Source organism: Tardiphaga sp. 862_B3_N4_1 (assembly GCF_051811085.1).
Lineage (GTDB): Bacteria > Pseudomonadota > Alphaproteobacteria > Rhizobiales > Xanthobacteraceae > Tardiphaga > Tardiphaga robiniae.
This window is the reverse complement of record NZ_JBPWQB010000001.1, coordinates 977,043-1,002,201: the sequence shown is the minus strand read 5'-3', so window position 1 is coordinate 1,002,201 and position 25,159 is coordinate 977,043. Positions and strand designations below refer to the sequence as shown.

Below are 25,159 nucleotides of genomic sequence, written 5' to 3'. Positions count from 1 at the left end.
TTGACATGAACGTAATGACCGATATCGACGTTAAAGCGAAACAGCGCGCCGAGGAGATCGACAAGCTCTGGTACAAGGACGCCATCATCTATCAGCTGCATGTGAAGACATTCGCTGACAGCAACCATGACGGCATCGGCGACTTTATCGGCCTGACCGAGAAGCTGGATTACCTGCAGGATCTCGGCGTCACCACCATCTGGCTGATGCCGTTCTATCCGTCGCCAGGCCGCGACGACGGCTACGACATCGCCGACTATGGTTCGATCCATCCCGACTTCGGCACGATGAAGGATTTCAAGCGCTTCATCCACGAAGCCAAGCGCCGTGGCCTGCGCGTGATTACCGAACTCGTCATCAATCACACGTCGGACCAGCATGACTGGTTCAAGCGCGCCCGCCGCAGCCCGGCCGGCTCCAGTGCGCGCAACTGGTATGTCTGGAGCGACACCGACCAGAAATATCAGAGCACCCGGATCATCTTCACCGATACCGAAAAGTCGAACTGGACCTGGGACCCGGAGGCCAAGGCCTATTACTGGCACCGCTTCTTCTCACATCAGCCGGATTTGAATTTCGACAATCCGCGCGTCGTCTCTGCCGTGGTGCAGGTGATGAAACGCTGGCTGGATGCCGGCGTCGATGGCTTCCGTCTGGACGCGATCCCCTATCTTGTCGAGCGCGACGGTACCAATAACGAGAACCTGCCGGAAACGCACAAGGTCATCAAACATCTGCGTGCCGAGCTCGATGCCTATGCGCCGGGCAAACTGTTGCTGGCCGAGGCCAATCAGTGGCCCGAAGACGTGCAGGAATATTTTGGCAACAGTGATGAATGCCACATGGCCTATCACTTCCCGCTGATGCCACGCATCTATATGGCACTGGCGCAGGAAGACCGATTCCCGATCACCGATATCATGCGGCAGACACCGGACATTCCCGGCGACTGCCAGTGGGCGATGTTCCTGCGCAATCACGACGAGCTGACGCTGGAAATGGTCACCGACGTCGAGCGCGACTATCTGTGGTCCACCTATGCGAACGATCCGCGCGCGCGCATCAATGTCGGTATTCGCCGTCGCCTGGCGCCTTTGATGGACAACGATCGGCGCAAGATCGAGCTGCTGGACTCGTTGTTGCTGTCGTTCCCCGGCACGCCGATCATTTATTACGGCGACGAGATCGGCATGGGCGACAATATCTATCTCGGCGACCGCAACGGCGTGCGCACGCCGATGCAGTGGGCACCGGACCGCAATGGCGGCTTCTCGCGCGCAGATCCTGCGCGGCTCTATGCACCGCCGATCATGGATCCAATCTACGGTTATGAGTCGGTGAACGTGGAGGCGCAGTCGCGCAGCCTATCGTCACTGCTGTCGGCGACCAAACGGCTCATTGCTGTCAGGAAATCGACGCTCGCTTTCGGTCGCGGCACCATGACCTTCATCCGCCCCGACAACCGCTCCGTTCTCGCTTATGTGCGCCAACTCGGCGACGAAGCGATCCTCTGCGTCGCCAACCTGTCGCGCGCCGCGCAGGCCACCGAACTCGATCTGTCGCCGTGGAAGGAACGCGTGCCGCTGGAAATGCTCGGCCGCACCAAATTTCCGCCGATCGGCGATCTGCCTTACATGATCACGCTGGCGCCTTACGGCTTCTACTGGTTCCAGCTGCAGCTCCGCGATGTCTCCGAACATTCGCAGCCGCCGGTGGTGCCGGAATTCGAAACGCTGGTGGTGCCGCTCGGCTCGACCTGGATGACTCTCGCCCGTACGCGCGGTGTGTTCGAGCGCGACGTGCTGCCCTCCTTCCTGGCGCGCAGCCGCTGGTATCCGGAGCGACAGCCAAAGGCGATCCAGCCCGTGCTGACCGGCGCGATCCCGTTCTGCGAGATCGGCGACAACCGTCCATGGCTGGTGTTCTTCGAAACCACGCAGCGCAATGTGGCGACGCGCTATCTACTGCCCATGCAGATCGAGTGGACCCGCTTCGACCGCGAACGCTACAATCCGAAAGCCTTTGCCGCTGTCCGCCAGGGCGCACGCGAAGGCACCTTGCTCGATGTCGCCACCGACCACATCTTCATTGCGCTGCTGTTGCACAATTTGCGCATTTCACTGACCGTCGAAGAAGAGGGCAACCGTCTGGAATTCCGGCCAACGACCAAGCTCGCCGAAAAGCCGGCTGCGCCGCTGGAGAACATCCGTGCGGTCGAAACCGAACAGTCCAACAGCACTGCATTGGTCGACAACGACTATGTCGTGAAGATCTATCGCAAGCTGCAGGCCGGCATCAATCCGGAGATCGAGGTCAGCCGTTTCCTGACGGATATCGCCGGTTTCACCAATACGCCGGCTTTGCTAGGCAGTGTCGAGCTGGTCGAGGGTGATCAGCGCACCGCCGTCGCCATCGTGCATGCCTTCGTGCAGAATCAGGGTGATGCCTGGACGGTGACATCGGCCTATCTCGACCGTTTCGCCGATGAGCAGCGTCTGCTGGCGGTGGATGACCACGCCCCGCACAGTGAAGAACAGGTACCGTATCTGCTCTATATGTCGCAGACCGGCCGCCGCGTCGCCGAGATGCAGATGGCGCTGGCCAGCCGCGACGACATCCCGGATTTCAAGCCGGAGCCGACGTCGCCTGACGATATCAGGCTCTGGATCAATGAAATTGTCACGCGTGCGGAGCCGGTATTCAGTGCGCTTGCCCAACGTCGCAATTCTGCAAAGGATTCGGATCGCGCGCTGATCGATCAGGTGCTGGAACTGCGCCACGGCTTGCGGGGGTGGCTGACCGAGCTGCTGCCGGAGAATATCGACGGACTGAAGATCCGCCATCACGGAGATTTCCATCTCGGCCAGATGCTGATCGTCAAGGATGATATCTTCATCATCGACTTCGAGGGTGAACCGCGTAGGTCGATCGATGAGCGCCGCCGCAAGGCGCCCGCTGCGCGCGATATCGCCGGGCTCATTCGCTCGATCGATTATTCGGCAACGGCAGCGCTGGAACGCGCGCTCAAGGTCACTTCGGACGACACCGGCAAGCTGGCTGCGGCACTGGACGCCTGGCGGGAACGTGCCACCACGGCTTTCGTTGACGCCTATCGCGAGACCATGACTGATGCGCGGCTGTGGCCGGCAGACGCGGGGGCCACCAAGGAAATGCTGAACTTCTTCCTTCTGGAGAAGGCGCTTTATGAAATCGAATACGAACTCGCGCATCGGCCAGATTGGCTGCGGGTGCCACTGACTGGCATCCTGCGCATTCTGAACCAGTATTCTGAGGAAGCCGTATGACCAATTTGCCCGCCGAGGCTTACGCAATCGTCGAAGGCCGCCACTCCGATCCATTTCACTATCTCGGCCCCCACAAGGAAGCCGACAAGACGGTCGTGCGTGCTTTCCTGCCCGAAGCCGTGAAGGTCGATGCCATCGACGATCACGGTGCGACGACCGCATTGGAACGCGTCCATGACGCCGGCCTGTTTGTCGGCGCGCTGGCTAATGGCTCGACCAAGTATCAACTGCGGGCGCGCTATGGCGACAGATCCGTCGATCTCGACGACCCTTATCGCTTTCCGCCGATCCTGACTGAATTCGATCTCTATCTGCTCGGCGAAGGTACCCATCAGCGGCTCTATGACAAGCTCGGCGCCCATCCGATGGTGCTTGAAGGCGTCAGCGGCGTCGGATTTGTGGTGCTCGCGCCCAATGCGAAGCGTGTCAGCGTTGTCGGTGATTTCAATTTCTGGGATGCGCGGCGTCATCCCATGCGCGTGCGCGGTGCGGGCTACTGGGAGCTGTTCGTTCCCGGAGCCACGCCCCGCGATCACTACAAGTTCGACATCATTGGCCCGCATGGCCAGTTGACGCAAAAATCCGACCCGATGGCCTTCGCCGCCGAACTGCGGCCCTCCACGGCGTCCATCGTGCTCGACGAAACCAGGATCCCGCATCCGCGCCCTGCCCCGGATCACATCAATGCGCTGAACAAGCCGATGTCGATCTACGAGGTGCATCTGGGCTCCTGGCGTCGCAAGGGCGACAATGAGTGGCTGACCTATCGCGACCTCGCGGAGACGCTGCCGCGCTATGCCCGCGATCTTGGTTTTACCCATGTGGAATTCCTGCCGGTCAACGAGCATCCGTTTGACGGCTCCTGGGGCTATCAGCCGACCGGCATGTATGCGCCGACCAGCCGCTTCGGTACGCCGGCAGAATTCGCACTGCTGATCGACGCCTGTCATGCCGAGGGGCTCGGCGTGCTGCTCGACTGGGTGCCCGGGCACTTCCCGGATGATCCGCATGGCCTCGGCAATTTCGACGGCACGGCCCTTTATGAACATGCCAACCCGCTGCAGGGCCGGCACATGGACTGGGGCACGCTGATCTACAATTACGGCCGCACCGAAGTCGTAAACTTCCTCGTATCCAACGCGCTGTTCTGGCTTGAGCGTTACAATGTGGATGGGCTGCGCGTCGATGCCGTCGCCTCGATGCTGTATCTCGATTACAGCCGGGAAGCCGGCGCCTGGATACCGAACAAATATGGTGGCCGCGAGAATATCGAGGCCGTCAGCTTCCTGCGCCGCTTCAACACCGAGGTCTTCGCCAAATTTCCGAATGCGACCACGGCGGCGGAGGAATCCACTGCTTGGCCGCAGGTCTCACGCCCCGTCGAATTCGGCGGGCTCGGATTCGGCTACAAGTGGAACATGGGCTGGATGCATGACACGCTGAATTACATCAGCAAGGATCCGATCTATCGCAAGTACCAGCACAACGACATTCTGTTCGGGCTGCAATACGCCTTCTCGGAAAATTTCGTGCTGCCGCTATCGCATGACGAAGTCGTGCACGGCAAGCGGTCCATCCTGGGCCGCATGCCGGGCGACGACTGGCAGCGGTTCGCCAATCTGCGCGCGTATTATTCCTTCATGTTCGGCCATCCCGGCAAGAAGCTGATGTTCATGGGCTGCGAATTCGCCCAGGAGCGCGAATGGAATCACGACACGTCGCTGGACTGGCACCTGCTGGAGCAGGACAAGCATGCCGGCATCCATTCGCTGATCCGCGATCTCAACGAGCTGTATCGCAACCAGCCGGCACTGCATGAACTCGATTGCGATCCCGCCGGCTTCGAATGGATAATCACTGATGATGCCGGCAACAACGTCTTCGCTTGGCTGCGCAAGGGCGGCAATCCGCGCGCGCAATGCCTCGTGGTCGTGAACTTCTCGCCCAACGTCTATCACGATTACCGCGTCCGCGTGCCGTTCACCGGCGCCTGGCGCGAGGTGTTGAATTCCGACGCCGCGCATTATGGCGGCAGCAATGTCGGCAATTCGGGCGAAGTCATTGCCAAGGGGCTTGTCCCCGAACTCAATCTGACCCTTCCACCGCTGGCCGCACTCTTTCTCGTACCGGAATTCTAGAGCATGAGACTATCCGCCGGCATGCCCTCCCGCCTCGGCGCAAGCTGGGACGGACGGGGGACCAACTTTGCCTTGTTCTCTGCGAACGCCACCAGGGTCGAACTGTGTCTGTTCGACAGCCAGGGGCGGCGCGAGCTCGAGCGCATCGAATTGCCGGAATATAACGAGCACGTCTTTCACGGCTATCTCAACGATGTCTCGCCGGGCCAGCTCTATGGCTATCGCGTGCACGGGCCTTATGAACCGGAGCATGGACATCGCTTCAATGCGCACAAGCTGCTGCTCGACCCCTATGCCAAGAAGCTGGCCGGGCGCCTGGTCTGGAGCGATGCACATTTCGGCTATCGCACCGGCTCGTCGCGCGAGGACCTGTCCTTCGATCGCCGCGACAATGCGCGCGGCATGCCGAAGGCCGTGGTGGTCGACGAGACCTTCAACTGGGGGCGCAAGGAAGCGCGCCCGAGCGTGCCGTGGGAAGATACGATCATCTATGAGGCCCATGTGAAGGGCCTGACGCAGACCCGCAAGGACGTGCCGCCAGGACTGCGCGGCACCTATCGCGGACTGTCGTCGCCGTCGATGATCGAGCATCTCAAACGGCTTGGCGTCACCACCATCGAGCTGCTGCCGGTGCACAGCTTTGTCGATGACCGCCGGCTGGTGGAAATGAAGCTGGTGAATTACTGGGGTTATAACACCCTCTCCTTCTTCGCACCGGAAGCGCGCTACGGCGCCGACAATCCGCTCGATGCGTTCCGCACAACGGTGGCGCGGCTGCATGACGCGGGCATCGAGGTGATACTCGATGTGGTCTATAACCACACCGCCGAAGGCAATCATCTCGGCCCGACACTGAGCTACCGCGGCATCGACAACGCCTCCTATTACTGGCTGATGCCGGACAATCCACGATTCTATGACGACTTCACGGGCTGTGGCAGCTCGATGAACCTTACGCATCCGCGCGTGTTGCAGATGGTGATGGATTCATTGCGCTACTGGGTCGAGGTGTGTCACGTGGATGGCTTTCGTTTCGACCTTGCAACCACGCTGGCGCGCGGGCCGAATGGCTTCGATCGCAATAGCGGTTTCCTCACCGCCATCCGGCAGGACCCTGTCCTCGCAAACGTCAAAATGGTCGCCGAGCCTTGGGATCTCGGCATGGGCGGCTACCAGGTCGGCGCGTTTCCATCGCAGTGGTCGGAATGGAACGACAAATATCGCAGCGCCATGCGCCGCTACTGGAGCGGCGAAGGCTCGCTGATCGGCGAAGTCTCCAGCCGCATGACCGGTTCGTCCGACGTGTTCAATCATGACGGTCGCAAGCAGCGCGCCGGGATCAACCATGTCACCGTGCATGACGGTTTCCCGCTGGCCGACCTCTTTGCCTATAACGAGAAGCACAACGAAGCCAATGGCGAGGACAATCGCGACGGCTCCTCGGATAACCTCAGCAACAATTTCGGCGTCGAGGGCCCGACCGACGATCCCGAGCTGCTGGCGCTCCGCAGGCAACTCCGCAAGAACCAGCTCGCCTGTCTGTTCCTCGCGCAGGGCGTGCCGCTGCTGCTGGCCGGCGACGAGGTCGGCAACACGCAGGGCGGCAACAACAACGCCTATTGCCAGGACAACGAGATCGGCTGGGTCGGCTGGGACAATCTCGGCGACAAGGACGACGATCTCACCGACTTCATCGGCCATATGGCGCAGCTGCGACAGCGCTTTCCGCAGATCACCACGCAACGCTGGCTCGACGGCCGCCGCGCCGATGGCAGCTATGGCGTGCTATGGCTGACGCCCTCGGCCGACGAGATGACCGAGACGGACTGGGCGTTTCCCGACGGGCGCTTTCTCTCCTATGTGCTTAGCGCTTCCGGCGACAACACCAACCCGATTTTCATCGTGCTGAATGCGGCGCCTGAGGGCATCCCGTTCAAGCTGCCGAAGATGCTGGAATACAAGAACTGGAGGCAGGTGCTGAACACCGCCGACGAAAAGCTCTCCATCGCTATCCTCCCCCCCGGTAGCGACATCGATGCGCCACCGCGCTCGGTGCTTGCCTTTGCGGGGACGCCAGCATGAGCGCGCATTCGTTCGGACCACGGCTCACGGAGAAAGGCGCGATCTTCCGTCTCTGGGCGCCGGCGGCGCAACGCGTCGACGTGGTACTTGGCGATCAATCCTATCCCTTGAAGCCCGGCGATGACGGCTGGTTCGCCGCCGAGATTTCCGGCGTGAAAGCCGGCGCCACCTATCGCTTCAGGATCGACGACAAGACCGACGTGCCCGACCCCGGCTCACGCTTTCAGCCGAACGATATCGCCGGCCCTTCCGAAGTGATCAACCACAAGGCCTATCCGTGGCGCGCGACCGACTGGCGCGGGCGGCCGTGGGAAGAGACCGTGCTGATTGAAACCCATGTCGGTACCTTTACGCCGCAGGGCACCTATCGCGCGATGATCGACAAGCTCGATCACCTTGTGGCGACGGGGATCACCGCGCTCGAATTGATGCCGTTGGCCGATTTCGCCGGCAAGCGCAACTGGGGTTATGACGGTGTGCTGTGGTATGCGCCGGACGCGATGTTCGGCCGCCCGGACGATCTGAAGGCGCTGATCGACGAGGCGCATCTGCGTGGGCTGACAGTGTTTCTGGACGTCGTCTATAACCACTTCGGCCCGGAAGGGAATTACATCGGGCAATATGCGCCGTCCTTCTTCGGCGATGCGCATACGCCGTGGGGCTCGGCGATCAACTATCACCTGCCGGAAGTGCGGGCCTACGCGATCGAGAATGCCGTGGCGTGGCTGCGCGACTATCGCTTCGATGGGCTCAGGCTCGATGCCGTGCATGCGATCCCCGAACAGGGCGAGATCCCGATGCTGCACGAGCTGAGCCGCGAGGTCGGCAAGCTAGCCGCCGACACCGGCCGACTGATCCATCTGGTGCTCGAGAACGACGACAACCGCGCCACTCTGCTCGATCCCGCCACCAACCCGCCGCGCGGCAAATATCGCGCGCAGTGGAACGACGACTATCACCATGCCTGGCACGTGCTGCTCACCGGCGAGGACAAGGGCTATTACAGCGACTACGCACCGAAGCCGCTCGATCATATCGTACGGGCGCTGGGCTCGGGCTTCGCCTATCAGGGCCAGTCGTCGGCGCATCGCGACGGCGCACCGCGCGGCGAACCATCAGGCGAACTCGCACCGGCCGCCTTCGTGAATTTCCTGCAGAACCACGACCAGATCGGTAATCGTGCGCTTGGCGATCGGCTGGAGACCTTGGCCAAGCCCGAGGCCATCGAAGCTGCACTGGCCATTACATTGCTGGCGCCGATGGTGCCGATGCTGTTTCAGGGCGAGGAATGGGGCTCGAAGGTGCCATTCCCGTTTTTCTGCGATTTCGAAGGCGATCTCGCCAATGCCGTACGCAATGGCCGCAAGAAGGAATTCGCCAGCGCCTACGAAAAGTATGGCGACGAGATTCCCGATCCGTTGGACGAGAGCTCGTTCCGCTCGGCCTTCGTCGATTGGGACAATCGCGAAACGACCACGGGCAAGACGCGGCTGACGCTGGTTCGCGAGCTGCTCGCATTGCGCAATCAGCACATCGTGCCGCGCCTTGCTGGCGCACGGTTCGGCCAGGCTGAGGCGAGCGACGACGGTTTGCTCACGGCCTTCTGGACAATGGGTGACGGCAGCAGGCTGCATCTCACGGCCAATCTTTCCGACAAGACCGTCAACGCGGCATCGCCGAGCACAGGTACAACAATTTGGGGCAACACTACCACCGGCGTGGGGACGCCGTGGTCCGTCGTTTGGCGGATCGGAGATAGATAATGGCTCCTGCGATTCCCGTCGCGACCTACCGTATTCAACTCACCAAGGATTTCGATTTCGATGCCACCGCGGGCATCGTCCCCTATCTGAAGGCGCTTGGCATCACCCATCTCTATGCCTCACCCTTCATGAAATCGCGCGCCGGCTCGACCCATGGCTATGACATTGTCGATCACACCAAGCTCAATCCAGAACTGGGCGGCGACGAAGGTTTCGAGCGCCTGAGTGCCGCGCTGAAGGCCAACGATATCGGCCTGATCCTCGACTTTGTGCCCAATCATGTGGGCGTGCATTTCGCAGACAATCCGTGGTGGCTCGACGTGCTGGAATGGGGACAGGCCTCGCCGCACGCCGTCTCCTTCGACATCGACTGGGACACCCTGCCCTATCGCGCACGCGGCGGCCTGCTGCTACCGATCATCGGTAGCTCTTATGGCCAGGCACTGGACAACGGCGAGATCGAGCTGAAATACGACGCCGAGGAAGGCAGCTTCTCGGCCTGGTATTTCGAGCATAGGCTTCCGATCGCGCCGGAGCGCTACAGCGAGATGCTGCGCACCATCGTCAAGGAAGCCGACGCCGGCAACACGCCAGCCGGCCGCGCAATCCTGACACTGGCGGCCAAGCACAAGGGCCTCCGCCATCCCAACCGGCGGGAAGCGCCGGCTTTCAAGCAGCAGCTGGCGTCGATCGACGGCGCTGCCGAGGTTATCACGCGCGGCCTCGACGCCTATCGCGCCGGGCTGGATCGGCCCGCCCAGATTCAGGCCATGCACATGCTGCTGGAGCGCCAGCACTATAAGCTCGGTCAGTGGCGCCTGGCATCGAGCGAGATCAATTACCGCCGCTTCTTCGACGTCAATACGCTGGCTGGTCTACGTATCGAGGACGCCGATACGTTCGAGGCGATCCATTCGCTCGTCAAACGGCTGATTACCGAAGACAAGCTGCAGGGGTTGCGGCTGGACCACATCGACGGCCTTCACGATCCCTCGCAATATTTCCAACGGCTGCGCCGGCTGATCCGCGAGGCGCATGGCAACAGCACCAAACCGTTCTATGTCGTGGTCGAGAAGATTCTCGGCGAGCACGAGAAGCTGGTGCCCTTCGCCGGCGTGCATGGCACCACCGGCTATGAATGGCTCAATGTGATCACGCAGGTACTGGTCGAAGAAAAAGGCCTGGAACCACTGGGCGAAACCTGGCGTCAGGTGAGCAACGTCTCGCCGAAATTCGAACCGCAACTGGTGGAAGCCAAGCGCCGCGTGCTCGATACGCTGCTGCTCAGCGAATTCACCGTGCTGACGCGTCTGCTGGCACGGATCGCCAACGGGCATTATTCGACGCGCGACTTCTCCGCCGACACGCTGCGTCAGGCTTTCGAACTTTACGTGCTGCATTTCCCGGTCTATCGCACCTATCTCTCCACCGCCGGTCCATCTGCCCTCGACCGGCAACTGATCGCCACGACCATCGAGAAAGCTCGCGCCGACTGGTTCGGCGCCGATGAAGGCTTGTTCGACTTCTTGCGCGACGCTCTGACGCTGGACCTGCTGAAGCCTGGCCGCCCCGCACATAGCAAGCCGCGGGTGCGACGCTTTGCATTGAAGGTGCAGCAGTTCACCGGGCCGACGATGGCGAAGTCGCTCGAAGACACCGCCTTCTATCGCTATCATCGCCTGCTGGCGTTCAACGAAGTTGGCGGCGAGCCAGCAGCGGAAGCGATACCTGTCGCTACGTTCCACGAGATAATGATCACACGCGCGCTCGAGCGGCCGCATGGCATGACTTCGACCGCCACCCACGATACCAAGCGCGGCGAGGATGCCCGCGCGCGTTTGCTGGCGCTGGCCGAAATGCCCGGTGAATGGGCCAGTGCTGTCAGCCGCTGGAAGTTGCTGAACGCGCCGCATCTGGTTGTTGACGGCGAGATGCGCGCGCCCTCCGCAGCGTTCGAGTATATGTTTTATCAGGCGCTTATCGGCGCCTGGCCGCTCGGCGGGCAGGACAATTCCTTCCTCGAGCGGATGCAGGCCTATGCGCTGAAGGCGGCGCGCGAGGGCAAGCAGGAAACGAGCTGGCTCAACCCCAACGACACCTATGAGAAGGGTCTGCGCACGTTTCTGGAGCGCATTCTCGACCCGGCCCAGTCGCTGGAATTTCTTGCAGCGCTTGAGACCTTTGCCAAACGCACATCGCTGATCGGCGCGTTGAATTCACTCAGCCAGATCACGCTGAAAGCGACCATTCCCGGCATGCCGGACTTCTATCAGGGCACCGAATTCTGGGATTTCTCGCTGGTCGATCCCGATAACCGCCGCCCGGTGGATTTCGCCGAACGCGCGAAAGTGCTGAAGGCACTGCAGCAGCCGGATTGGGCAGCGCTGGCGCAACACTGGGATGATGGCCACATCAAACTCGCCTGGACGCGCGAGCTGTTGAAACACCGCACCGAGATGGCAGCCGTCTTCACCGATGGCGATTACGAACCACTTGAAGTGACCGGACCTCATGCCGCGCACATCATCGCCTTTGCGCGGCGGCATCAGCGCGACGCGGCGATCGTCGTGATCCCACGCGCCTTTTTCGAAGCGACGCAAGGCGGGCGGCATTGGCCGGAGGCGACGGCCTTCGACGCGACAGTGATCGCGCCCGGCTATCTCGTTGAAGGTTTTGCGCAGAAGAACGGCGCGATCCAGCTCTCCGTTGCCAAACTCTTCAAGCAGCTTCCGATGGCGATCGTGAAGGCACATGCCGCGCCGAAACGCATTCGTTCGACGCGTTTGCGATAGCATACGACAAGGCCGCCCGGGATCAACGGCCGGACGGCCTGGCGGATGTCGTGCCGACTCGAGAAAGGTCGGTTCCCTTCCTCCGCGTGCTCAAAGCTTTTCATCAAATTGTTTGCGAGTGGTTTACGATCAAACTCGCGTGCGCCGCACTATCGCACGACATTTTTATGCTGCACAGCAGCAGGCATTAAAGATGCGTGAGATTTTCTGCACGTCGCAATCGCCGGTTCAACCCTTTTTCGTGAGCAGCAGATTTCCGCGCGACTTAATCGCTGCCTGCGCCACTTCCGCGAAGCGCTGCAGCAACCAGGGCAGCACAACTTCGACGGTGACATGATCCTCGGCCACATCGACATGACCGGACGCTGCCTGCCCCATGGCATGGACGCGGAAGATCATGCGATCGCCGTCCCAGCGCTCCTCGTCAACTTTCAACATCGGTACATTAGTTGCTGCGCGTGTCAGTCCTGTCTTGAGCCGGCGCGCAGCTTCCTCGCGGCCGAGGCTGTGAGGGATAGAGACAACGAGCGGTGCAGACATCAAGGGATCCTTTGTTAGTTCATATGGATGTAAGCGCGAATTCGTCCAGCGGTAGTCGCAATGAAGGTTTCAACCCTGGAACCTTGCGGGCGCCTGCGCGTTTTTACCGCATGAAGGCAGCCGGCTCGTCCGTCTGCCAGGCTGAGGAGACATTCATGTCCATTGGTACGATTATTCTGATCATCCTGATTATCGCCTTGCTTGGTGGTTTCAGCGGTATCGGCGGCGGTCCGTTCTACGGCACCGGCTATTACGGCGGCGGCGGTCTCGGCCTCATCGTGGTGATCCTGCTGATACTCCTGCTGCTTGGTAAGCTGTAAGAGCGGATATTGATTTCAAGGCGCGCGATCCGGAAGGATCGCGCGCTTTTCCATGCGCGTACGCTCTCACCGTCATCACCCGCGAAAGCGAGTAATGACGGTGAGAGTCATTTCATTTTTCCAATCGCGGCCTTGATCGACGACGCAGCATCCTCGTAACCCGTCCACGCCTTGCTCTTCGCCAGTAGCGCCGGGACGCTGCGCACAGTGAAATTCTTCGGATCCAAATCTTTGCGCAACTGTGGCCATGTCAGTGGCATCGACACCGTGGCACCCTTTCGCGCCCGCGGCGACAACACCGAGACCGCGGTCGACATCCAGTCGTTGCGCAGATAATCGAGGAAAATCTTTCCACCACGCAGCTTCTTCGACATGTTGAGCAGATAGCGCTCAGGGTCGTCACTGGCCATCTGCTGGCATACGGCCTGCGCAAACGTCTTCGCCGTCTTCCAGTCAACCTTGTCCTTCGCGCTGTGCAGCAGCGGTGCCACCACATGCAGGCCCTTGCCGCCCGTCGTCTTGCAGAAACTCTCCATGCCGAGGCTCGAGAGCCGTTCGCGCATCTCGCGTGCCGCATCCATGACGGCAATGAACTCCACATCAGGCGCCGGATCGAGATCGAACACCAGACGCCCCGGTGTATCCGGCGCATCCGGCGCGCAATTCCAGGGATGCAGTTCGAGCCCGCCGATCTGTGCGACGGCCGCGAGACCCTCGACTCGATCGATCTGCAGGTAAGGCTTGCGGTCGCCAGAGACTTTCACGAGTTCGAGCAGGTTCGATGTCCCCGGCATTGCGTGGCGCTGGAAGAACTGCTGCCCGTCGATGCCATCGGGCGCGCGCACGATCGAACATGGGCGCCCCTTGAGATAGTCCATCATCCAGTCGCCGGCGGCTTCGAAATACGCTGCGAGATCGCGTTTGGTAACCGGCTCGCCATCGCCAGCATCCGGCCATAGCTCCTTGTCAGGCTTGGAGATCGATACGCCCATGACAACGGCATTGCCTGCCGCAGCTTTTGCAGGCGGGGCTTTTTTCGTGGAGTTCTTGGCAGTCTTCTTCGCGCCGCGCTTGGGTCTCGGTTCGGCAAGTTCGGTTGTCTTTGGCGTCTCAGCCTCGACCTCATCAGCCGGCTTGTCCTGCCGCAGCCCCTTGAATGACGCCTGACGCACCATGCCGGCGCCGGTGAAGCCTGCGAATTCGATCTCGGCCACCAGTTCGGGCTTGAGCCAGTGCACGTCCCGGCCACCCGGCGGCGTCTCCTTGCCGCCGAACGGGCTCGTCTTCGCCGCTGATTTCTTCAGCGCCGGCATGATGCGCGTGACCTTGTCCTGGCCGAAGCCGGTGCCGACGATGCCGACATAGGCCAGATGATCGCCTCTGTTGACGCCGACCATCAGCGACCGGAACTTGCCGGCATTACTCTTCCATCCGCCGATCACGACCTCATGGCCGGCCCGGCATTTGGCCTTGGTCCAGTTTTGCGAGCGGCCGGACATATAGGGCTCCGACAGCTTCTTGGAGACGATGCCTTCCAGTGACAGTTTGCAGGCCGACTGCAGAATGGCGTCACCACCAGTCTCGAAATGATCGACATAGCGGATCAGGCTTTCCTTGCGACGGCCGCGGGCTTTGTCGAGTAGCGCCTTCAATCGCTCCTTGCGCTCGCCAAGCGGCAGCTTCCGCAGGTCTTCGCCATCCGCAAACAGCAGGTCGAACACGAAGAAGATCAGCGTATCGGTCTCGTCATCCGACAGCGCCGCCTGCAGCGCCGCGAAATTCGGCGCGCCATGAGCGTCAAGGCCGACAATCTCGCCATCGATAATCGCATCCGGCAGGCCGGTGGCCTCTGTCGCGATAGCCTGAAACTTGTCGGTCCAGTCGAGCCCCTTGCGTGTCTTCAGCGTGGTCTCGCCGTCTTCGACGCGGAGCTGCACCCGATAGCCGTCGAACTTAATCTCATGCGCCCAGCCATCCGCAGAGGGCGGCCGATCCACGATGGTGCAAAGCTGAGGCGCGACGAAGCCCGGCATCCTTGCGACCTTGACCGGCTTCGCCGATGGTTTGGCCGCCTTCCTTGTCACGGCATTTTTGCCTGCAGCTTTCTCAGTCCTCGCCCCCCCTACATCAGCCTTCGTCTTGCCGCCCCTATTAGTGCGCGCATCGGCAGCACTGCCATCGCTGGAATCCCAGATAGCATCGGGTTTGATCTTTGCCGTCTTCGCGATCATGAAGGGCTTCGGCGCCTTCCCTTCTCCTGAGGCGATGGCGCTCATGGTCCGGCCGGATGCCACTGACTTGTCATCGTCGAGGATGGTGTTGGCCTTGCCCTCCTTCACGAAGTCGTCGCGATGCTTGATCAGCAACCAGTTGGTCCGCTTGCCGCCATTGCGGTCATGCTTCATGCGCACCAGAACGAAGCCGCCATGCAGCTTCTCGCCGTCCAGCGTGAATTTCAGGTCGCCCTTCTTGAAGCCCTTGTCCGGATCGTCGCTCTCCCAATAGCCACGGTCCCACAGTTGCACGGTGCCGCCGCCGTATTGTCCCCGGGGAATCGTGCCTTCGAAATCGCCATAGTCGAGCGGATGGTCCTCAACCTCGACAGCGAGGCGCTTGTCGGCAGGGTCCATCGATGGCCCGCGCGTGACGGCCCACGACTTGAACACCCCGTCCATCTCCAGCCGCAGATCGTAATGCAGCCGCGTGGCATCGTGTTTCTGGATCACGAAGCGGCGGCGCTTCGCCGGCGCGACCACGATCTGGCCGGAGGGCTCCTTGGTGAGCGCGAAATCGCGTTTCCGGCGGTAGATCTGAAGCTGCTTGTCGGCCACACCGTCCCCCACTCACCGCATTGGGCGCATGATCCGGCCCGGAACCAAAACCGGCAACTGCCGTTGAAGTTCCTGGAAATCCACGCCAGCGCAATACTTTGCGGCCTGCGCGCTTTATTTGTAGATCGAGTTGGAGAACGAGTATGGCCCCGCCCCGCGCTTATTGGAAAGGCTCTCTCAAGCTGTCGCTCGTCACCTGCCCGGTGGTGCTGTATCCGGCCGCGACCTCGGTCGAGAAAACCAAATTCCACATGATCAACCGTGAGACCGGCAACCGGCTGAGACAGCAGATGGTGGATGTCGAGACCGGCGACGTCGTGGAGAAGGAGCAGAAGGGCCGCGGCTACGAGATCAGCAAGGGCGAATATGTCGAGATCGAGAAGGAAGAGCTCGAGGCCGTGCAGATCGAGAGCAATCACACTATCGACATCGACAACTTCGTGCCGCGCGACGAGATCGATCGGCGCTATCTGAACAATCCCTATTACATCGCGCCCGACGGCAAGGCCGGCGCCGATGCGTTCGCCGTGATCCGCGATGCCATGAAGGACAAGGACCGCGTGGCGCTAGCGCGCATCGTGCTCACCAATCGCGAGCATATCATCGCCATCGAGCCGCTCGGCAAGGGCCTGCTCGGTACCACGCTGCGCTTCCCCTATGAAGTGCGCGACGAGGAGGACTATTTCGACGATATCAAGAGCCCGAGGATCTCCAAGGACATGATCGACCTTGCGGCGCATATCCTCGACAGCAAGGCGTCGCATTTCGATCCCAGCAAGTTCAAGGATGAATATGAGACCGCGCTGAAGACGCTGGTGAAGCGCAAGGCTGCGGGCAAGCCGGTGAAGGTCGTCGAGAAGGAGGAGAAGCCGGACAACGTCATCAACCTGATGGATGCGCTGAAGGCGAGCCTCAAGGGTGGTAAGGGCAAGTCGACCAAACGCGCTTCGTCGTCACGACCACATGTGGCGCGCAAGCGCCCGGCCAAGAAGGCTGCGCGGTCATCGGCGCGACATCGCAAGGCAAGCTGAGCGCATGAAGATTTTGGGAATGATCATAGGCATCGCGTTGATGTCGACCGCGGCAGCGCAGGCGCAGCAACTGCAGACACGGGAATGCAACGCCTCGAATATCGCCTTCGTCGCCGAAGCCATCGCCAAGATGGCCGATGGCAAGCAAAAGAAGACCGCCTCCGACGAGATCGGCCTGGCCAGCGAAGCAATGGCGGAGGGCAAGGACGATGAATGTAAGGACCACCTGCTGAAGGCGACCTTACAGACGAAGTGAGGCGATGACGCTTCGGTCGAAACTGTCATGGCCGGGCTTGTCCCGGCCATCTACGTTTTTCTCTCCCCAAGACGTGGATGCCCGGGACAAGCCCGGGCATGACGAAGATTGGTTCATATGCGTCGATCAACGTACATCGGCGCAGCCTCAGGCCTTCGTCGACTTCCGGGATTTTTTGGCCGCTTTCTCTTTCCCCGCCGTCTTCTTGCTGGCTTTCTTCACCGTCTTTTTCTTCGGCGCCTTCGGCACCTTCTTGCCCTCGGCGCGAGCCTCGGACAGGCCGATAGCAATCGCCTGCTTCTTACTGGTGACCTTCTTGCCCGAGCCGCCGCTTCGCAATGTACCGGCCTTGCGCTTCTTCATGGCCCGCGCGACCTTTGCGGCGGCCTTCTTGGAATATTTCGCCATTCCATGCTCCCGTTGTGATCGAAACGATCAATCGTCATCATCGGTGATGGTTCCGCGTGGGTGATGTGCGAACGGACGCACTTATGAAATCCCTATAACGCAGCACCGCATCTCATCTCGTTTTCAAACGGGCAGCCGATCATCTTGCAGCCATTCGCTCAAGCGAATGAACTGGAGACTGCAAGTGATCACCATCGAACCTCCCTCGTGTAGCTCATCCCTCGTTTTCATCGGCAAGAACGGCCGCGGCCAGTGGGTCGCGCAGGAGCAGAACGGCCTATTCGGCGGATTGTTTGTCAGCCGCGCGAATGCCGTGCGTTATGCACTATTCGAGAACGGCCATCGCCCCGAAGCTATCATCGAGACGGCGGGCCTCATCGAACTCGATATGAATGCCCTGCCTTTCACGGCAGCAACCTCTATCGAACGGTTACAACAACGGCGCGTCGCCTGAGCCTCCCGCCATGTCCACAGTTGCTCTTCGGGCTCGTGCCCTCCCGCAAGCTCGTGCCTCCCATCACGCCAACGACTGGCTGCACGGCATCATCGCCGATGTGCCGACGCCGTTCGACACGCATGGCGCGCTCGATCTCGTCACTTTCGCGCGGTTGTGCGAACGTCAGGTCTGTGCCGGCGCCAGTGCCATCGTGGTCGGCGCGACCACCGGCGAAGCCGACACGCTCACCTCGAACGAGCGCGCCACGCTGATCCGGACTGCCGCCGGCGTCGCCCGCGGGCGCATCCACGTCATTGCCGGCGCGGGATCGAACTGCACCAGCCGCGCCATTGAATCGACGCGGCTGGCATGGGCCGCCGGCGCCGATGCCGTCATATCGGTCGTGCCGTATTACAACCGCCCGACGGCAAGTGGCATCGCAGCGCATTTCCGTGCGATTCTGGAGGCGACATTGCTGCCGGTCATTGTGCATGACGCACCGTCGCGTTGTGCCCGTGCGCTGACCGACGACACGCTCATCGGTCTCGCCGCCTCGCCGCGATTGATAGGCCTGCGCGACGACACCGGCGACGCCGGACGGCTGGCGCGATTGCGGCCGCTGCTGCCAGCGGGTTTCCGGATGCTGACGGGACAGGACACCGCAGCCCTGCCTTATCTGCTGCTCGGCGGCGACGGCGTTGTCTCCGCGATGGCCAATGTGGCGCCGCAGCTCTGCCGCGGCATGTATTACGCGGCCCGCCAGGGATGCCCGCGCTATGCGACGACCATCTCCGACATGCTGGCGCCGCTCGCAGCAGCTCTGCCGCCGGACCAGGTTACATCGGCAGTGAAGTATGCATTGACCTTGCGGGGCCTGGGGAGTGCCGCCGTGCGCCTGCCGCTGACCGAGCTTACAGATGCCGAGCAGCAGCAGGTACACACCGCGATGGAAGCGATCTGGGCACAGCCCGACGACGCGCCGCCCCTGCGCCCCGCCCGCTAGGCTTGTGGACGCTCGTTCTTCTCACGACATTTCGGGCCGGGTCCGCGCATATAATGCGCGGCCGGCCGATAGACGGCAGGTCCAATGACAAAACGCCATAGCCGGGCGAGGATGCCCGGCATGATGGTCGCGTAGGAGCCGATACGCGCGAACAGCGCAGCAGAACGGTCTTTACTCATGGTTCGCTCCGGCGATCCTGAAGCACCGGCGTATCAGCGGCGCGCACACGGACGCGCGCGAGTTCACGCCGCGCGCGGCGCATCTTGTCGGCCACCAGGGCCATGTGGATGACGGCGAAGAAGCCCTTGATGTGGTTACGCGTCAGCCGGGCGGCTACGCAGAGCCGTTTCCATTGGATATCGCCCGAGTGATGGACGATCGCCGGCTGATTGCGGCTGATGAGGTAGCTGCGATAGGCGCTGTCGGCCGAGAAATCGTGCAGCTGCGTATCGCGATTGTAGAACATCGTCATGGTCGTTGTCCGTCTTCTCAAATCCCTGGCGCATGAGCGCGTCGGGATGGTGAGAAGATGCGGACATCGCCATATGAAATCGAGACGGGCAGCCGCGCCTGTTCATAGGCGCGGCATAAAGATCAGGAGGCTGGAACTGCCGGAAAGACCAGCGCTCGCTCAGCTCTTGGCCATGCAGTCTTCGATGTAGAACCAGCGATCGTCGCCGGCGAGACCCTTGACCTTGACGTCCTTGCGGCAGGCCTTGAGCTTGCCCTTGTTGGCGCTCCACTTCGCCTTCATGTCCTTCAGACTCTGCTTGTTCAGCTTCATCTTGGCGGGCGCAGCAGGGGTTGCCGGCGTCGCAGGCGCCTGTGCCGAAGCAACGCCCATTGAAGTCACAACGAACAGTGCGGCCACGAGGCCCGTAGTGATGCGTGTCATCGTTATCCCCGAATGTGCTTGTTTTGAAGATTGTTCGTCAGATGTGAAACGGGACCGGAAGCTTTCGCTGCCGGTCCCGCGCAGGTTTTACTGGAAGATGCGCGCGGCGCTCTGCAGCGTCAGCCAGACACCCCAGCACAGCGGGACACCGACAAAGGCCCAGAAGGCAATGGCTGCGCCGTCGAAACCGCCCTTGCCAATGCCATAGGAGCCTCCACCGGCCGACGCCGCCTCGGCGCCCTTGGCCTGCAACTTCGCGACTTCCTCCGGCTTCATAAACCAGTGCGGCGCCAGTGGCTTCACCAGCATGTTGCAGATCAGTCCCAGCACCAGCATGCCGGCGAGGATGTACATCGTGAAGTCATAGACCTGCGCCCGCGGCACGCCGGCGGCGATCTGGAATTCACGGATGTAGTTCACCACCACCGGACCGACGATGCCCGCAGTCGCCCAGGCCGTCAGCAGCCGGCCGTGGATCGCACCCACGAACTGGGTGCCGAAGATATCGGCGAGATAGGCCGGGATGGTCGCGAATCCGCCGCCATACATCGAGAGGATGATGCCGAAGGCCAGCACGAACAGAACCTTGCTGCCCATCGCCGCGAAGGTCGGCACCAGTGCATAGAGCACGATGCCGAGAATAAAGAACGTGTAGTAGGTGTTCTTGCGGCCGAGCTTGTCCGACAAAGACGCCCAGAAGAAGCGGCCGCCGATGTTGAACAGCGAGATCAGACCCGCGAATCCGGCTGCGATGCCGGCAATCGCAGTCTTCTGCGCTGCTGAGAGCTGGCTGAAGGAGAGATCCGGCGCGCCGATCAGCTTGCCCGCGAAGATTTCCTGCAGCATCGGCGAGGCCATGCCGATGACGCCGATGCCCGCCGACACGTTCAGGCAGAGCACGCCCCAGATCAGCCAGAACTGCTTGGTCTTGTGCGCATTGTCGAGATGCACGTGGCCGGTGGTGATCATCGCATTCGCCGTAGCCGGCGGGGTCCAGCCTTCCGGCTTCCAGTTCGGTGGCGTGATGCGATAGGAGAACGCGCCAATGGTCATGAACACAAAATAGATCACGCCCATGGCGAGAAAGGTCTGCCAGACGCCGACATCGGTCGGGGTCTTGAAATAATTCATCAGCAGGTTGGCGAGCGGCGAGCCGATCATCGCACCGCCGCCGAAGCCCATGATCGCCATGCCCGTCGCCATGCCGCGACGATCCGGGAACCACTTCACCAGCGTCGACACCGGCGAGATGTAGCCGAGACCCAGACCGATGCCGCCGATCACGCCGGAGCCGATCCACAGCAGCCAGAGCTGATGCGTGTAGACGCCGATCGAACCGAGCACGAGACCGCCGCACCAGCACATCGCCGACACGAAGCCCGCCTTGCGCGGCCCGACGCGCTCGAGCCAGCCGCCCCAGATGGCGGCGGAGACGCCGAGCAGCACGAAGAACAGCGTGTACATCCAGCCGAGGCTGGCGACCTTCCAGTTACAGGTGGTGGTGAACAGCTCGGTGGCGAGGCTCATGCCCTCGCACACTTCCTTCGAGGCAGGTGTCGTGATTGCTTGCGACAGCGGCAGCCAGAACACGCTGAAGCCGTAGGCCATGCCGATACAGAGATGAATACAGAGTGCAGCAGGTGGAACCAGCCACCGGTTGAAGCCGGCGGTCGCAATGATGCGTTCGCGTTCCAGCAATCCTGGCTTGGTGCCAGACAGTGTTCCGGCGTTGCCCACACTTGTCATGAAAGTTCTCCCCTGCAGCCGACCCTTCTGAGCCGGTCTGCGATTTGAAAAAGTCGCTTCGTCAATTCCCCTGCGGCGCGCGGACAAAGATTTACGCACGCTCGCACTTTAGAACAGGGCCAGAAGCGACTGCGGGAGTCGATAGTCCAAAGGTATCAGGAGCGAAAATTTATCAATGATTTCCACTGCATCGCAGCAATTCAATCGCGATTTGCAATCGCAGCATTTCGTTTTTCGATGAAGAAAACGATCACATCGCCACTGCGTTCGGAGGCTTCGATCTGATCGCCGCTTTGCTGAATCAACGCAGGGATGTCGATCACCGCGAGGGGGTCCGTGCAGTGGACTTCGAGGCGGTCGCCGACCGACAGTGCCTTCATCGCCTTGCGCGTCATCAGCGCCGGCAACGGGCATTTCAATCCGGTCAGGTCGAGCTTGGTCACGGGCATCGCGCGGTTCCACTTGGTGCAACTGCGTTATATCGGGCTGGCGTCAAATGTCATATGCAGCGGTATGGCGATGACGAACACATATCCGGCCACGCTGGGCGTGCTTCTCGCGGGCGGTCTCGCGCGCCGGATGGGCGGCGGCGACAAGCCGATGCGTGAGATTGGTGGCCGCAGCATCCTGGCCCGCGTGATCGCACGCATCGCGCCGCAATGCGACGGACTGGTGCTGAACGCCAATGGTGATCCCGCACGATTTGCGTCCTTCGGACTGCCGGTGATCGCCGACGACGTCGCGGATTTTCCCGGCCCCCTCGCCGGCATTCTCGCAGGTCTGGAATGGACAGCCGCCAACCGACCGGATGTCACATGGATGCTCAGCGTCGCCGGCGACTGCCCGTTCCTGCCGCGCGATCTCGTCACCCGCTTGCATCAGGCCCGCATCGTGGAGAATGCGCAGCTTGCTGTCGCGTCATCGGCCGGGCAATCGCACCCCGTCGTCGGCCTGTGGGATATCTCCCTGCGCCATGAGTTACGGCACGCGCTCGTCAACGAGGACATCCGCAAGGTCGGCCGCTGGACGTCCCGCTACAGACTCGCAACCGTGGAATGGCCGGTCGATCCCGTCGATCCGTTCTTCAACGCCAATACGATGGACGACGTTGCGGAAGCCGAGCGGCTTGCATTGCTCGACGACAAAGCCTGACCTAAGCTTCTCCCAACACGCGGCCGAAGTGTCGCGACACATGGGAGGACCTTCATGCGCGGCACATCTTTGTCCGTGATCTCAAGCATTGCACTTACTCTCCTCGCCTCAACCGCCTCGGCGCAGATTTCCGACGACGTCGTCAAGATCGGCGTGCTCACCGACATGAACGGTCCGGCCTCGACGCCCTCCGGCCAGGGTTCGGTGACGGCCGCGCAAATGGCCGTGGACGATTTCGGCGGCAGCGTGCTCGGCAAGCCGATCAGCATCATCATCGGCGATCATCAGTTGAAGCCCGATGTCGGCGCGTCACTGGCGCGGCGCTGGTACGATGTCGATCAGGTCGATCTCATCGTCGACGTGCCGGTGTCTGCTGTCGGCCTTGCCGTTCAGAACGTCGCCAACGATCGCAAGCGATTGTTCATCACCCATTCGACCGGCGCTGCAGACTTCCACGGCAAGTTCTGCTCGCCTTATACGATGCAGTGGGTATTCGACACCCGCGCGCTCGCCGTCGGCACCGCGCAGGAAGTGGTGAAGCGCGGCGGCGACAGCTGGTTCTTCATCACCGATGACTTTGCTTTCGGCCATGCGCTGGAGCGCGACGCATCTGCCGTCGTCACCAAGACTGGCGGCAAGGTGATTGGCTCTGTACGGCCGCCATTCGGCGCATCGGACCTGTCGTCCTTCGTGCTGCAGGCGCAGGCCTCTAAGGCCAAGATCATCGGCATCGCCGGTGGGCCGCCGAACAACATCAACGAGATCAAGACTGCCGGCGAATTCGGCGTGTTCAAGGGCGGCCAGCAGATGGCGGCGCTGCTGGCGCTGATCACCGACATCGACTCGCTGGGGCTACAGACGGCGCAAGGCCTGCTGCTGACCACCGCCTTTTACTGGGACATGGACGACAAGACCCGCGCCTGGTCGAAGCGCTTCTTCGAGAAGACCAAGCGGATGCCCACCATGTGGCAGGCCGGCGTCTATTCCTCGACCATGGTTTATCTCAATGCCGTCAAGGAAGCCGGCACCGACGAGCCGCTGAAGGTCGCCGCCAAGATGCGCGAGAAGCCGATCGAGGATTTCTTCGCACGCAACGGCAAACTGCGCGAGGACGGGTTAATGGTCCACGACCTGATGCTGGTGCAGGTCAAGTCACCCGAAGAGTCCAAGTATCCGTGGGACTACTACAAGATCCTCGCAAAGATTTCCGGCGAGGAGGCATTCGGGCCGCCAGACCCGGCTTGTGCATTGGGGAAGAAGTAGTAGACAAAAACTATCGGCGGCGCTCCACTTTCCCTCTCCCCTTGCGGGAGAGGGTGGCCGCGCGAAGCGCGGACGGGAGAGGGGTGCACAAAACTCGGAGTTCGTGGCGCCCCCTCTCCCGTCTGCGCGCCTTTCGGCGCGCATCCACCCTCTCCCACCTAGCGAAGCTGCGCTTCGCCTGGGGGAGAGGGGAAGCAAGAGCGATCCACTACGCTACTTCACCACCCCAATCTCTCTGAAATACTTCAGCACCCCGGGATGGATCAGCGCCACATCGGGCGCTGACGCCACTGTGTTCGATGCCGTCGTCTCCTTCGCCTGCGCCAGCCGCGCGCCGAGCTTGGCTTCGGCGCCGTGCAGTGTCTTCGCCAGCCGATAGGCGACCTCATCCGGCAGCGTTTCGCGCGCGAGGATGTAGCTCCACGAGCCCACCGACGCGATCGGCATCGGCTGGTTCGGATAGCTGTTGGCGCCCACCAGCATCGGCTTGAGGAAGGCGTGCTTGGCACGGATCTGCGCGATCTCCGCCGCATCGGGCGCAATGAAGCGCGCGCCGCCGGGGCTTTCGCTCATGGCCTTGAAGCCGGGCCAGCCCAGTCCCGCGCCCCACAGCGCTGCCACGCGACCGTCCTGCACCATCGCCGGACCGTCGCCGGCGCGGTCGAGATAGACCGCCTGAAAATCCTTGTCCTGATCGAGGCCGATCCCGTCCAGCACATAGCGCGACAGGAACACGAGGCCGGAGCCTTTCGCGCCGAAGGCGATCGGCTTGCCGACAAGATCGCGGATCGTCTTGTAGGGACTGTCGGCGCGCACCACGAACATGCCGGGATTGGAATAGAGCGCGGTGATAATCTTCAGCTTCGTCGGCGCCCGGCCGATGCCCTTGAACGCTTCATAAGCGGGCTCGCCGGCTACCAAAGCGAGATCGAGTTGGCCGGCTTCGAGCAACGGGATGTTCTCGGTCGAGCCTTTGGTATTGCGCGTGGCCAGCGTCAGCGACGGATCGGCCTTGTTCATCAGCTCGGCAAAGGCGTCGCCATAGAGCGGGAAGCCGCCGCCGGGCGTCGCCGTGCCGAGACTCAAGCTGAGAGGCATGGTGGTCGACATCGGCTTGGCTCCCTCCTGCGCAATGGCCGTCGTGACAGTCAGGAATGCTGCGCAAACAAGCGGCATCATTTTCATGGGGCACCTCGAC

The 25,159-nt window shown here is 61.6% G+C and carries 21 protein-coding genes; 12 read left to right on the top strand and 9 right to left on the bottom strand.

The window, feature by feature from the left end:
• Positions 1 to 5: 5 nt before the first annotated feature.
• From treS to treY, 5 genes are read left to right on the top strand one after another with little or no spacing between them, the layout of a single operon-like run.
• Complete coding sequence (treS, locus tag AB8B02_RS04675) at positions 6 to 3,305, top strand: maltose alpha-D-glucosyltransferase (RefSeq protein WP_439063265.1); 3,300 nt, start codon at positions 6 to 8, stop codon at positions 3,303 to 3,305.
• Positions 3,302 to 5,443: a 1,4-alpha-glucan branching protein GlgB gene (gene glgB / locus AB8B02_RS04670; protein WP_439063264.1), complete on the top strand. Its 2,142-nt coding sequence runs from the start codon at positions 3,302 to 3,304 to the stop codon at positions 5,441 to 5,443. Before treS ends, glgB begins: the two co-directional genes overlap by 4 nt.
• Positions 5,444 to 5,446: 3 nt before the next feature.
• The gene (glgX, locus tag AB8B02_RS04665; RefSeq protein ID WP_439063263.1) at positions 5,447 to 7,525 is read left to right on the top strand and encodes a glycogen debranching protein GlgX; all 2,079 of its coding nucleotides are present in this window, start codon (positions 5,447 to 5,449) and stop codon (positions 7,523 to 7,525) included.
• Positions 7,522 to 9,288, top strand: coding sequence for a malto-oligosyltrehalose trehalohydrolase (gene treZ, locus AB8B02_RS04660; protein ID WP_439063262.1), 1,767 nt, complete (start codon positions 7,522 to 7,524; stop codon positions 9,286 to 9,288). Before glgX ends, treZ begins: the two co-directional genes overlap by 4 nt.
• On the top strand, positions 9,288 to 12,080 hold the full coding sequence (gene treY, locus AB8B02_RS04655; RefSeq protein WP_439063261.1) for a malto-oligosyltrehalose synthase: 2,793 nt from the start codon (positions 9,288 to 9,290) through the stop codon (positions 12,078 to 12,080). Before treZ ends, treY begins: the two co-directional genes overlap by 1 nt.
• A 228-nt stretch (positions 12,081 to 12,308) precedes the next feature.
• Here the strand turns inward: treY and AB8B02_RS04650 are convergent, their stop codons facing one another.
• Positions 12,309 to 12,620 (bottom strand): polyhydroxyalkanoic acid system family protein, encoded by a 312-nt coding sequence (locus AB8B02_RS04650; RefSeq protein ID WP_439063260.1) that lies wholly within the window; start codon positions 12,618 to 12,620, stop codon positions 12,309 to 12,311.
• Positions 12,621 to 12,775: 155 nt separating this feature from the next.
• Here AB8B02_RS04650 and AB8B02_RS04645 point away from each other — a divergent pair, with 155 nt between their 5' ends.
• Positions 12,776 to 12,940, top strand: a complete 165-nt coding sequence (locus AB8B02_RS04645; RefSeq protein WP_081422059.1) for a DUF3309 family protein — start codon at positions 12,776 to 12,778, stop codon at positions 12,938 to 12,940.
• 107 nt (positions 12,941 to 13,047) lie between these two features.
• On the opposite strand, the gene ligD is transcribed toward AB8B02_RS04645, so the two are convergent.
• Positions 13,048 to 15,771 carry a DNA ligase D gene (gene ligD, locus AB8B02_RS04640; protein ID WP_439063259.1) on the bottom strand — a complete coding sequence of 908 codons (2,724 nt, stop codon included), beginning with the start codon at positions 15,769 to 15,771 and terminating at the stop codon, positions 13,048 to 13,050.
• A 143-nt stretch (positions 15,772 to 15,914) separates the two neighbouring features.
• Here ligD and AB8B02_RS04635 point away from each other — a divergent pair, with 143 nt between their 5' ends.
• Together AB8B02_RS04635 and AB8B02_RS04630 are read left to right on the top strand one after the other, a co-directional pair.
• On the top strand, positions 15,915 to 16,802 hold the full coding sequence (locus AB8B02_RS04635; RefSeq protein WP_439063258.1) for a Ku protein: 888 nt from the start codon (positions 15,915 to 15,917) through the stop codon (positions 16,800 to 16,802).
• Positions 16,803 to 16,821: 19 nt separating this feature from the next.
• Positions 16,822 to 17,058 (top strand): hypothetical protein, encoded by a 237-nt coding sequence (locus tag AB8B02_RS04630; protein ID WP_175367280.1) that lies wholly within the window; start codon positions 16,822 to 16,824, stop codon positions 17,056 to 17,058.
• A 147-nt stretch (positions 17,059 to 17,205) separates the two neighbouring features.
• Here AB8B02_RS04630 and AB8B02_RS04625 read toward each other — a convergent pair whose 3' ends face one another.
• A complete protein-coding gene (locus tag AB8B02_RS04625) occupies positions 17,206 to 17,466 on the bottom strand; it encodes a DUF6496 domain-containing protein (protein ID WP_439063257.1) in 261 nt (86 codons plus the stop codon).
• Between the two features lie 184 nt (positions 17,467 to 17,650).
• On the opposite strand from AB8B02_RS04625, the gene AB8B02_RS04620 reads away from it, so the two are divergent.
• The gene (locus AB8B02_RS04620; protein WP_439063256.1) at positions 17,651 to 17,920 is read left to right on the top strand and encodes a hypothetical protein; all 270 of its coding nucleotides are present in this window, start codon (positions 17,651 to 17,653) and stop codon (positions 17,918 to 17,920) included.
• A gap of 10 nt (positions 17,921 to 17,930) precedes the next feature.
• A complete protein-coding gene (dapA, locus tag AB8B02_RS04615; RefSeq protein ID WP_439063255.1) occupies positions 17,931 to 18,905 on the top strand; it encodes a 4-hydroxy-tetrahydrodipicolinate synthase in 975 nt (324 codons plus the stop codon).
• Here dapA and AB8B02_RS04610 read toward each other — a convergent pair.
• From AB8B02_RS04610 to AB8B02_RS04590, 5 genes are all read right to left on the bottom strand, one after another.
• Entirely contained in the window at positions 18,902 to 19,084 is a 183-nt protein-coding gene (locus AB8B02_RS04610) for a hypothetical protein (RefSeq protein WP_439063254.1), read from the bottom strand. The two genes, dapA and AB8B02_RS04610, sit on opposite strands and share 4 nt — an antisense overlap.
• Positions 19,081 to 19,377, bottom strand: a complete 297-nt coding sequence (locus tag AB8B02_RS04605) for a hypothetical protein (protein ID WP_439063253.1) — start codon at positions 19,375 to 19,377, stop codon at positions 19,081 to 19,083. The genes AB8B02_RS04610 and AB8B02_RS04605 overlap by 4 nt, the downstream gene beginning before the upstream one ends.
• Positions 19,378 to 19,536: 159 nt before the next feature.
• Positions 19,537 to 19,800 carry a hypothetical protein gene (locus tag AB8B02_RS04600; protein WP_068737016.1) on the bottom strand — a complete coding sequence of 88 codons (264 nt, stop codon included), beginning with the start codon at positions 19,798 to 19,800 and terminating at the stop codon, positions 19,537 to 19,539.
• A gap of 87 nt (positions 19,801 to 19,887) precedes the next feature.
• Entirely contained in the window at positions 19,888 to 21,546 is a 1,659-nt protein-coding gene (locus AB8B02_RS04595; protein WP_439063252.1) for an OFA family MFS transporter, read from the bottom strand.
• A 200-nt stretch (positions 21,547 to 21,746) separates the two neighbouring features.
• Positions 21,747 to 21,995, bottom strand: a complete 249-nt coding sequence (locus AB8B02_RS04590) for a sulfurtransferase TusA family protein (RefSeq protein WP_093760742.1) — start codon at positions 21,993 to 21,995, stop codon at positions 21,747 to 21,749.
• A 70-nt stretch (positions 21,996 to 22,065) separates the two neighbouring features.
• Here AB8B02_RS04590 and mobA point away from each other — a divergent pair, with 70 nt between their 5' ends.
• On the top strand, positions 22,066 to 22,698 hold the full coding sequence (gene mobA, locus AB8B02_RS04585; protein ID WP_439063251.1) for a molybdenum cofactor guanylyltransferase MobA: 633 nt from the start codon (positions 22,066 to 22,068) through the stop codon (positions 22,696 to 22,698).
• Positions 22,699 to 22,752: 54 nt separating this feature from the next.
• The gene (locus tag AB8B02_RS04580; RefSeq protein ID WP_439063250.1) at positions 22,753 to 23,961 is read left to right on the top strand and encodes an ABC transporter substrate-binding protein; all 1,209 of its coding nucleotides are present in this window, start codon (positions 22,753 to 22,755) and stop codon (positions 23,959 to 23,961) included.
• A 213-nt stretch (positions 23,962 to 24,174) separates the two neighbouring features.
• Here the strand turns inward: AB8B02_RS04580 and AB8B02_RS04575 are convergent, their stop codons facing one another.
• On the bottom strand, positions 24,175 to 25,146 hold the full coding sequence (locus tag AB8B02_RS04575) for a TAXI family TRAP transporter solute-binding subunit (RefSeq protein WP_439063249.1): 972 nt from the start codon (positions 25,144 to 25,146) through the stop codon (positions 24,175 to 24,177).
• Positions 25,147 to 25,159 lie beyond the last annotated feature (13 nt).

Bases quoted from the DNA above. Each gene is read 5' to 3' on its own strand.
- treS (WP_439063265.1), top strand. From the start codon at position 6: ATGAACGTAATGACCGATATCGACGTTAAAGCGAAACAGCGCGCCGAG.
- glgB (WP_439063264.1), top strand. From the start codon at position 3,302: ATGACCAATTTGCCCGCCGAGGCTTACGCAATCGTCGAAGGCCGCCAC.
- glgX (WP_439063263.1), top strand. From the start codon at position 5,447: ATGAGACTATCCGCCGGCATGCCCTCCCGCCTCGGCGCAAGCTGGGAC.
- treZ (WP_439063262.1), top strand. From the start codon at position 7,522: ATGAGCGCGCATTCGTTCGGACCACGGCTCACGGAGAAAGGCGCGATC.
- treY (WP_439063261.1), top strand. From the start codon at position 9,288: ATGGCTCCTGCGATTCCCGTCGCGACCTACCGTATTCAACTCACCAAG.
- AB8B02_RS04650 (WP_439063260.1), bottom strand. From the start codon at position 12,620: ATGTCTGCACCGCTCGTTGTCTCTATCCCTCACAGCCTCGGCCGCGAG.
- AB8B02_RS04645 (WP_081422059.1), top strand. From the start codon at position 12,776: ATGTCCATTGGTACGATTATTCTGATCATCCTGATTATCGCCTTGCTT.
- AB8B02_RS04635 (WP_439063258.1), top strand. From the start codon at position 15,915: ATGGCCCCGCCCCGCGCTTATTGGAAAGGCTCTCTCAAGCTGTCGCTC.
- AB8B02_RS04630 (WP_175367280.1), top strand. From the start codon at position 16,822: ATGATCATAGGCATCGCGTTGATGTCGACCGCGGCAGCGCAGGCGCAG.
- AB8B02_RS04625 (WP_439063257.1), bottom strand. From the start codon at position 17,466: ATGGCGAAATATTCCAAGAAGGCCGCCGCAAAGGTCGCGCGGGCCATG.
- dapA (WP_439063255.1), top strand. From the start codon at position 17,931: ATGTCCACAGTTGCTCTTCGGGCTCGTGCCCTCCCGCAAGCTCGTGCC.
- AB8B02_RS04610 (WP_439063254.1), bottom strand. From the start codon at position 19,084: ATGAGTAAAGACCGTTCTGCTGCGCTGTTCGCGCGTATCGGCTCCTAC.
- AB8B02_RS04605 (WP_439063253.1), bottom strand. From the start codon at position 19,377: ATGACGATGTTCTACAATCGCGATACGCAGCTGCACGATTTCTCGGCC.
- AB8B02_RS04600 (WP_068737016.1), bottom strand. From the start codon at position 19,800: ATGACACGCATCACTACGGGCCTCGTGGCCGCACTGTTCGTTGTGACT.
- AB8B02_RS04595 (WP_439063252.1), bottom strand. From the start codon at position 21,546: ATGACAAGTGTGGGCAACGCCGGAACACTGTCTGGCACCAAGCCAGGA.
- AB8B02_RS04590 (WP_093760742.1), bottom strand. From the start codon at position 21,995: ATGCCCGTGACCAAGCTCGACCTGACCGGATTGAAATGCCCGTTGCCG.
- mobA (WP_439063251.1), top strand. From the start codon at position 22,066: ATGACGAACACATATCCGGCCACGCTGGGCGTGCTTCTCGCGGGCGGT.
- AB8B02_RS04580 (WP_439063250.1), top strand. From the start codon at position 22,753: ATGCGCGGCACATCTTTGTCCGTGATCTCAAGCATTGCACTTACTCTC.
- AB8B02_RS04575 (WP_439063249.1), bottom strand. From the start codon at position 25,146: ATGAAAATGATGCCGCTTGTTTGCGCAGCATTCCTGACTGTCACGACG.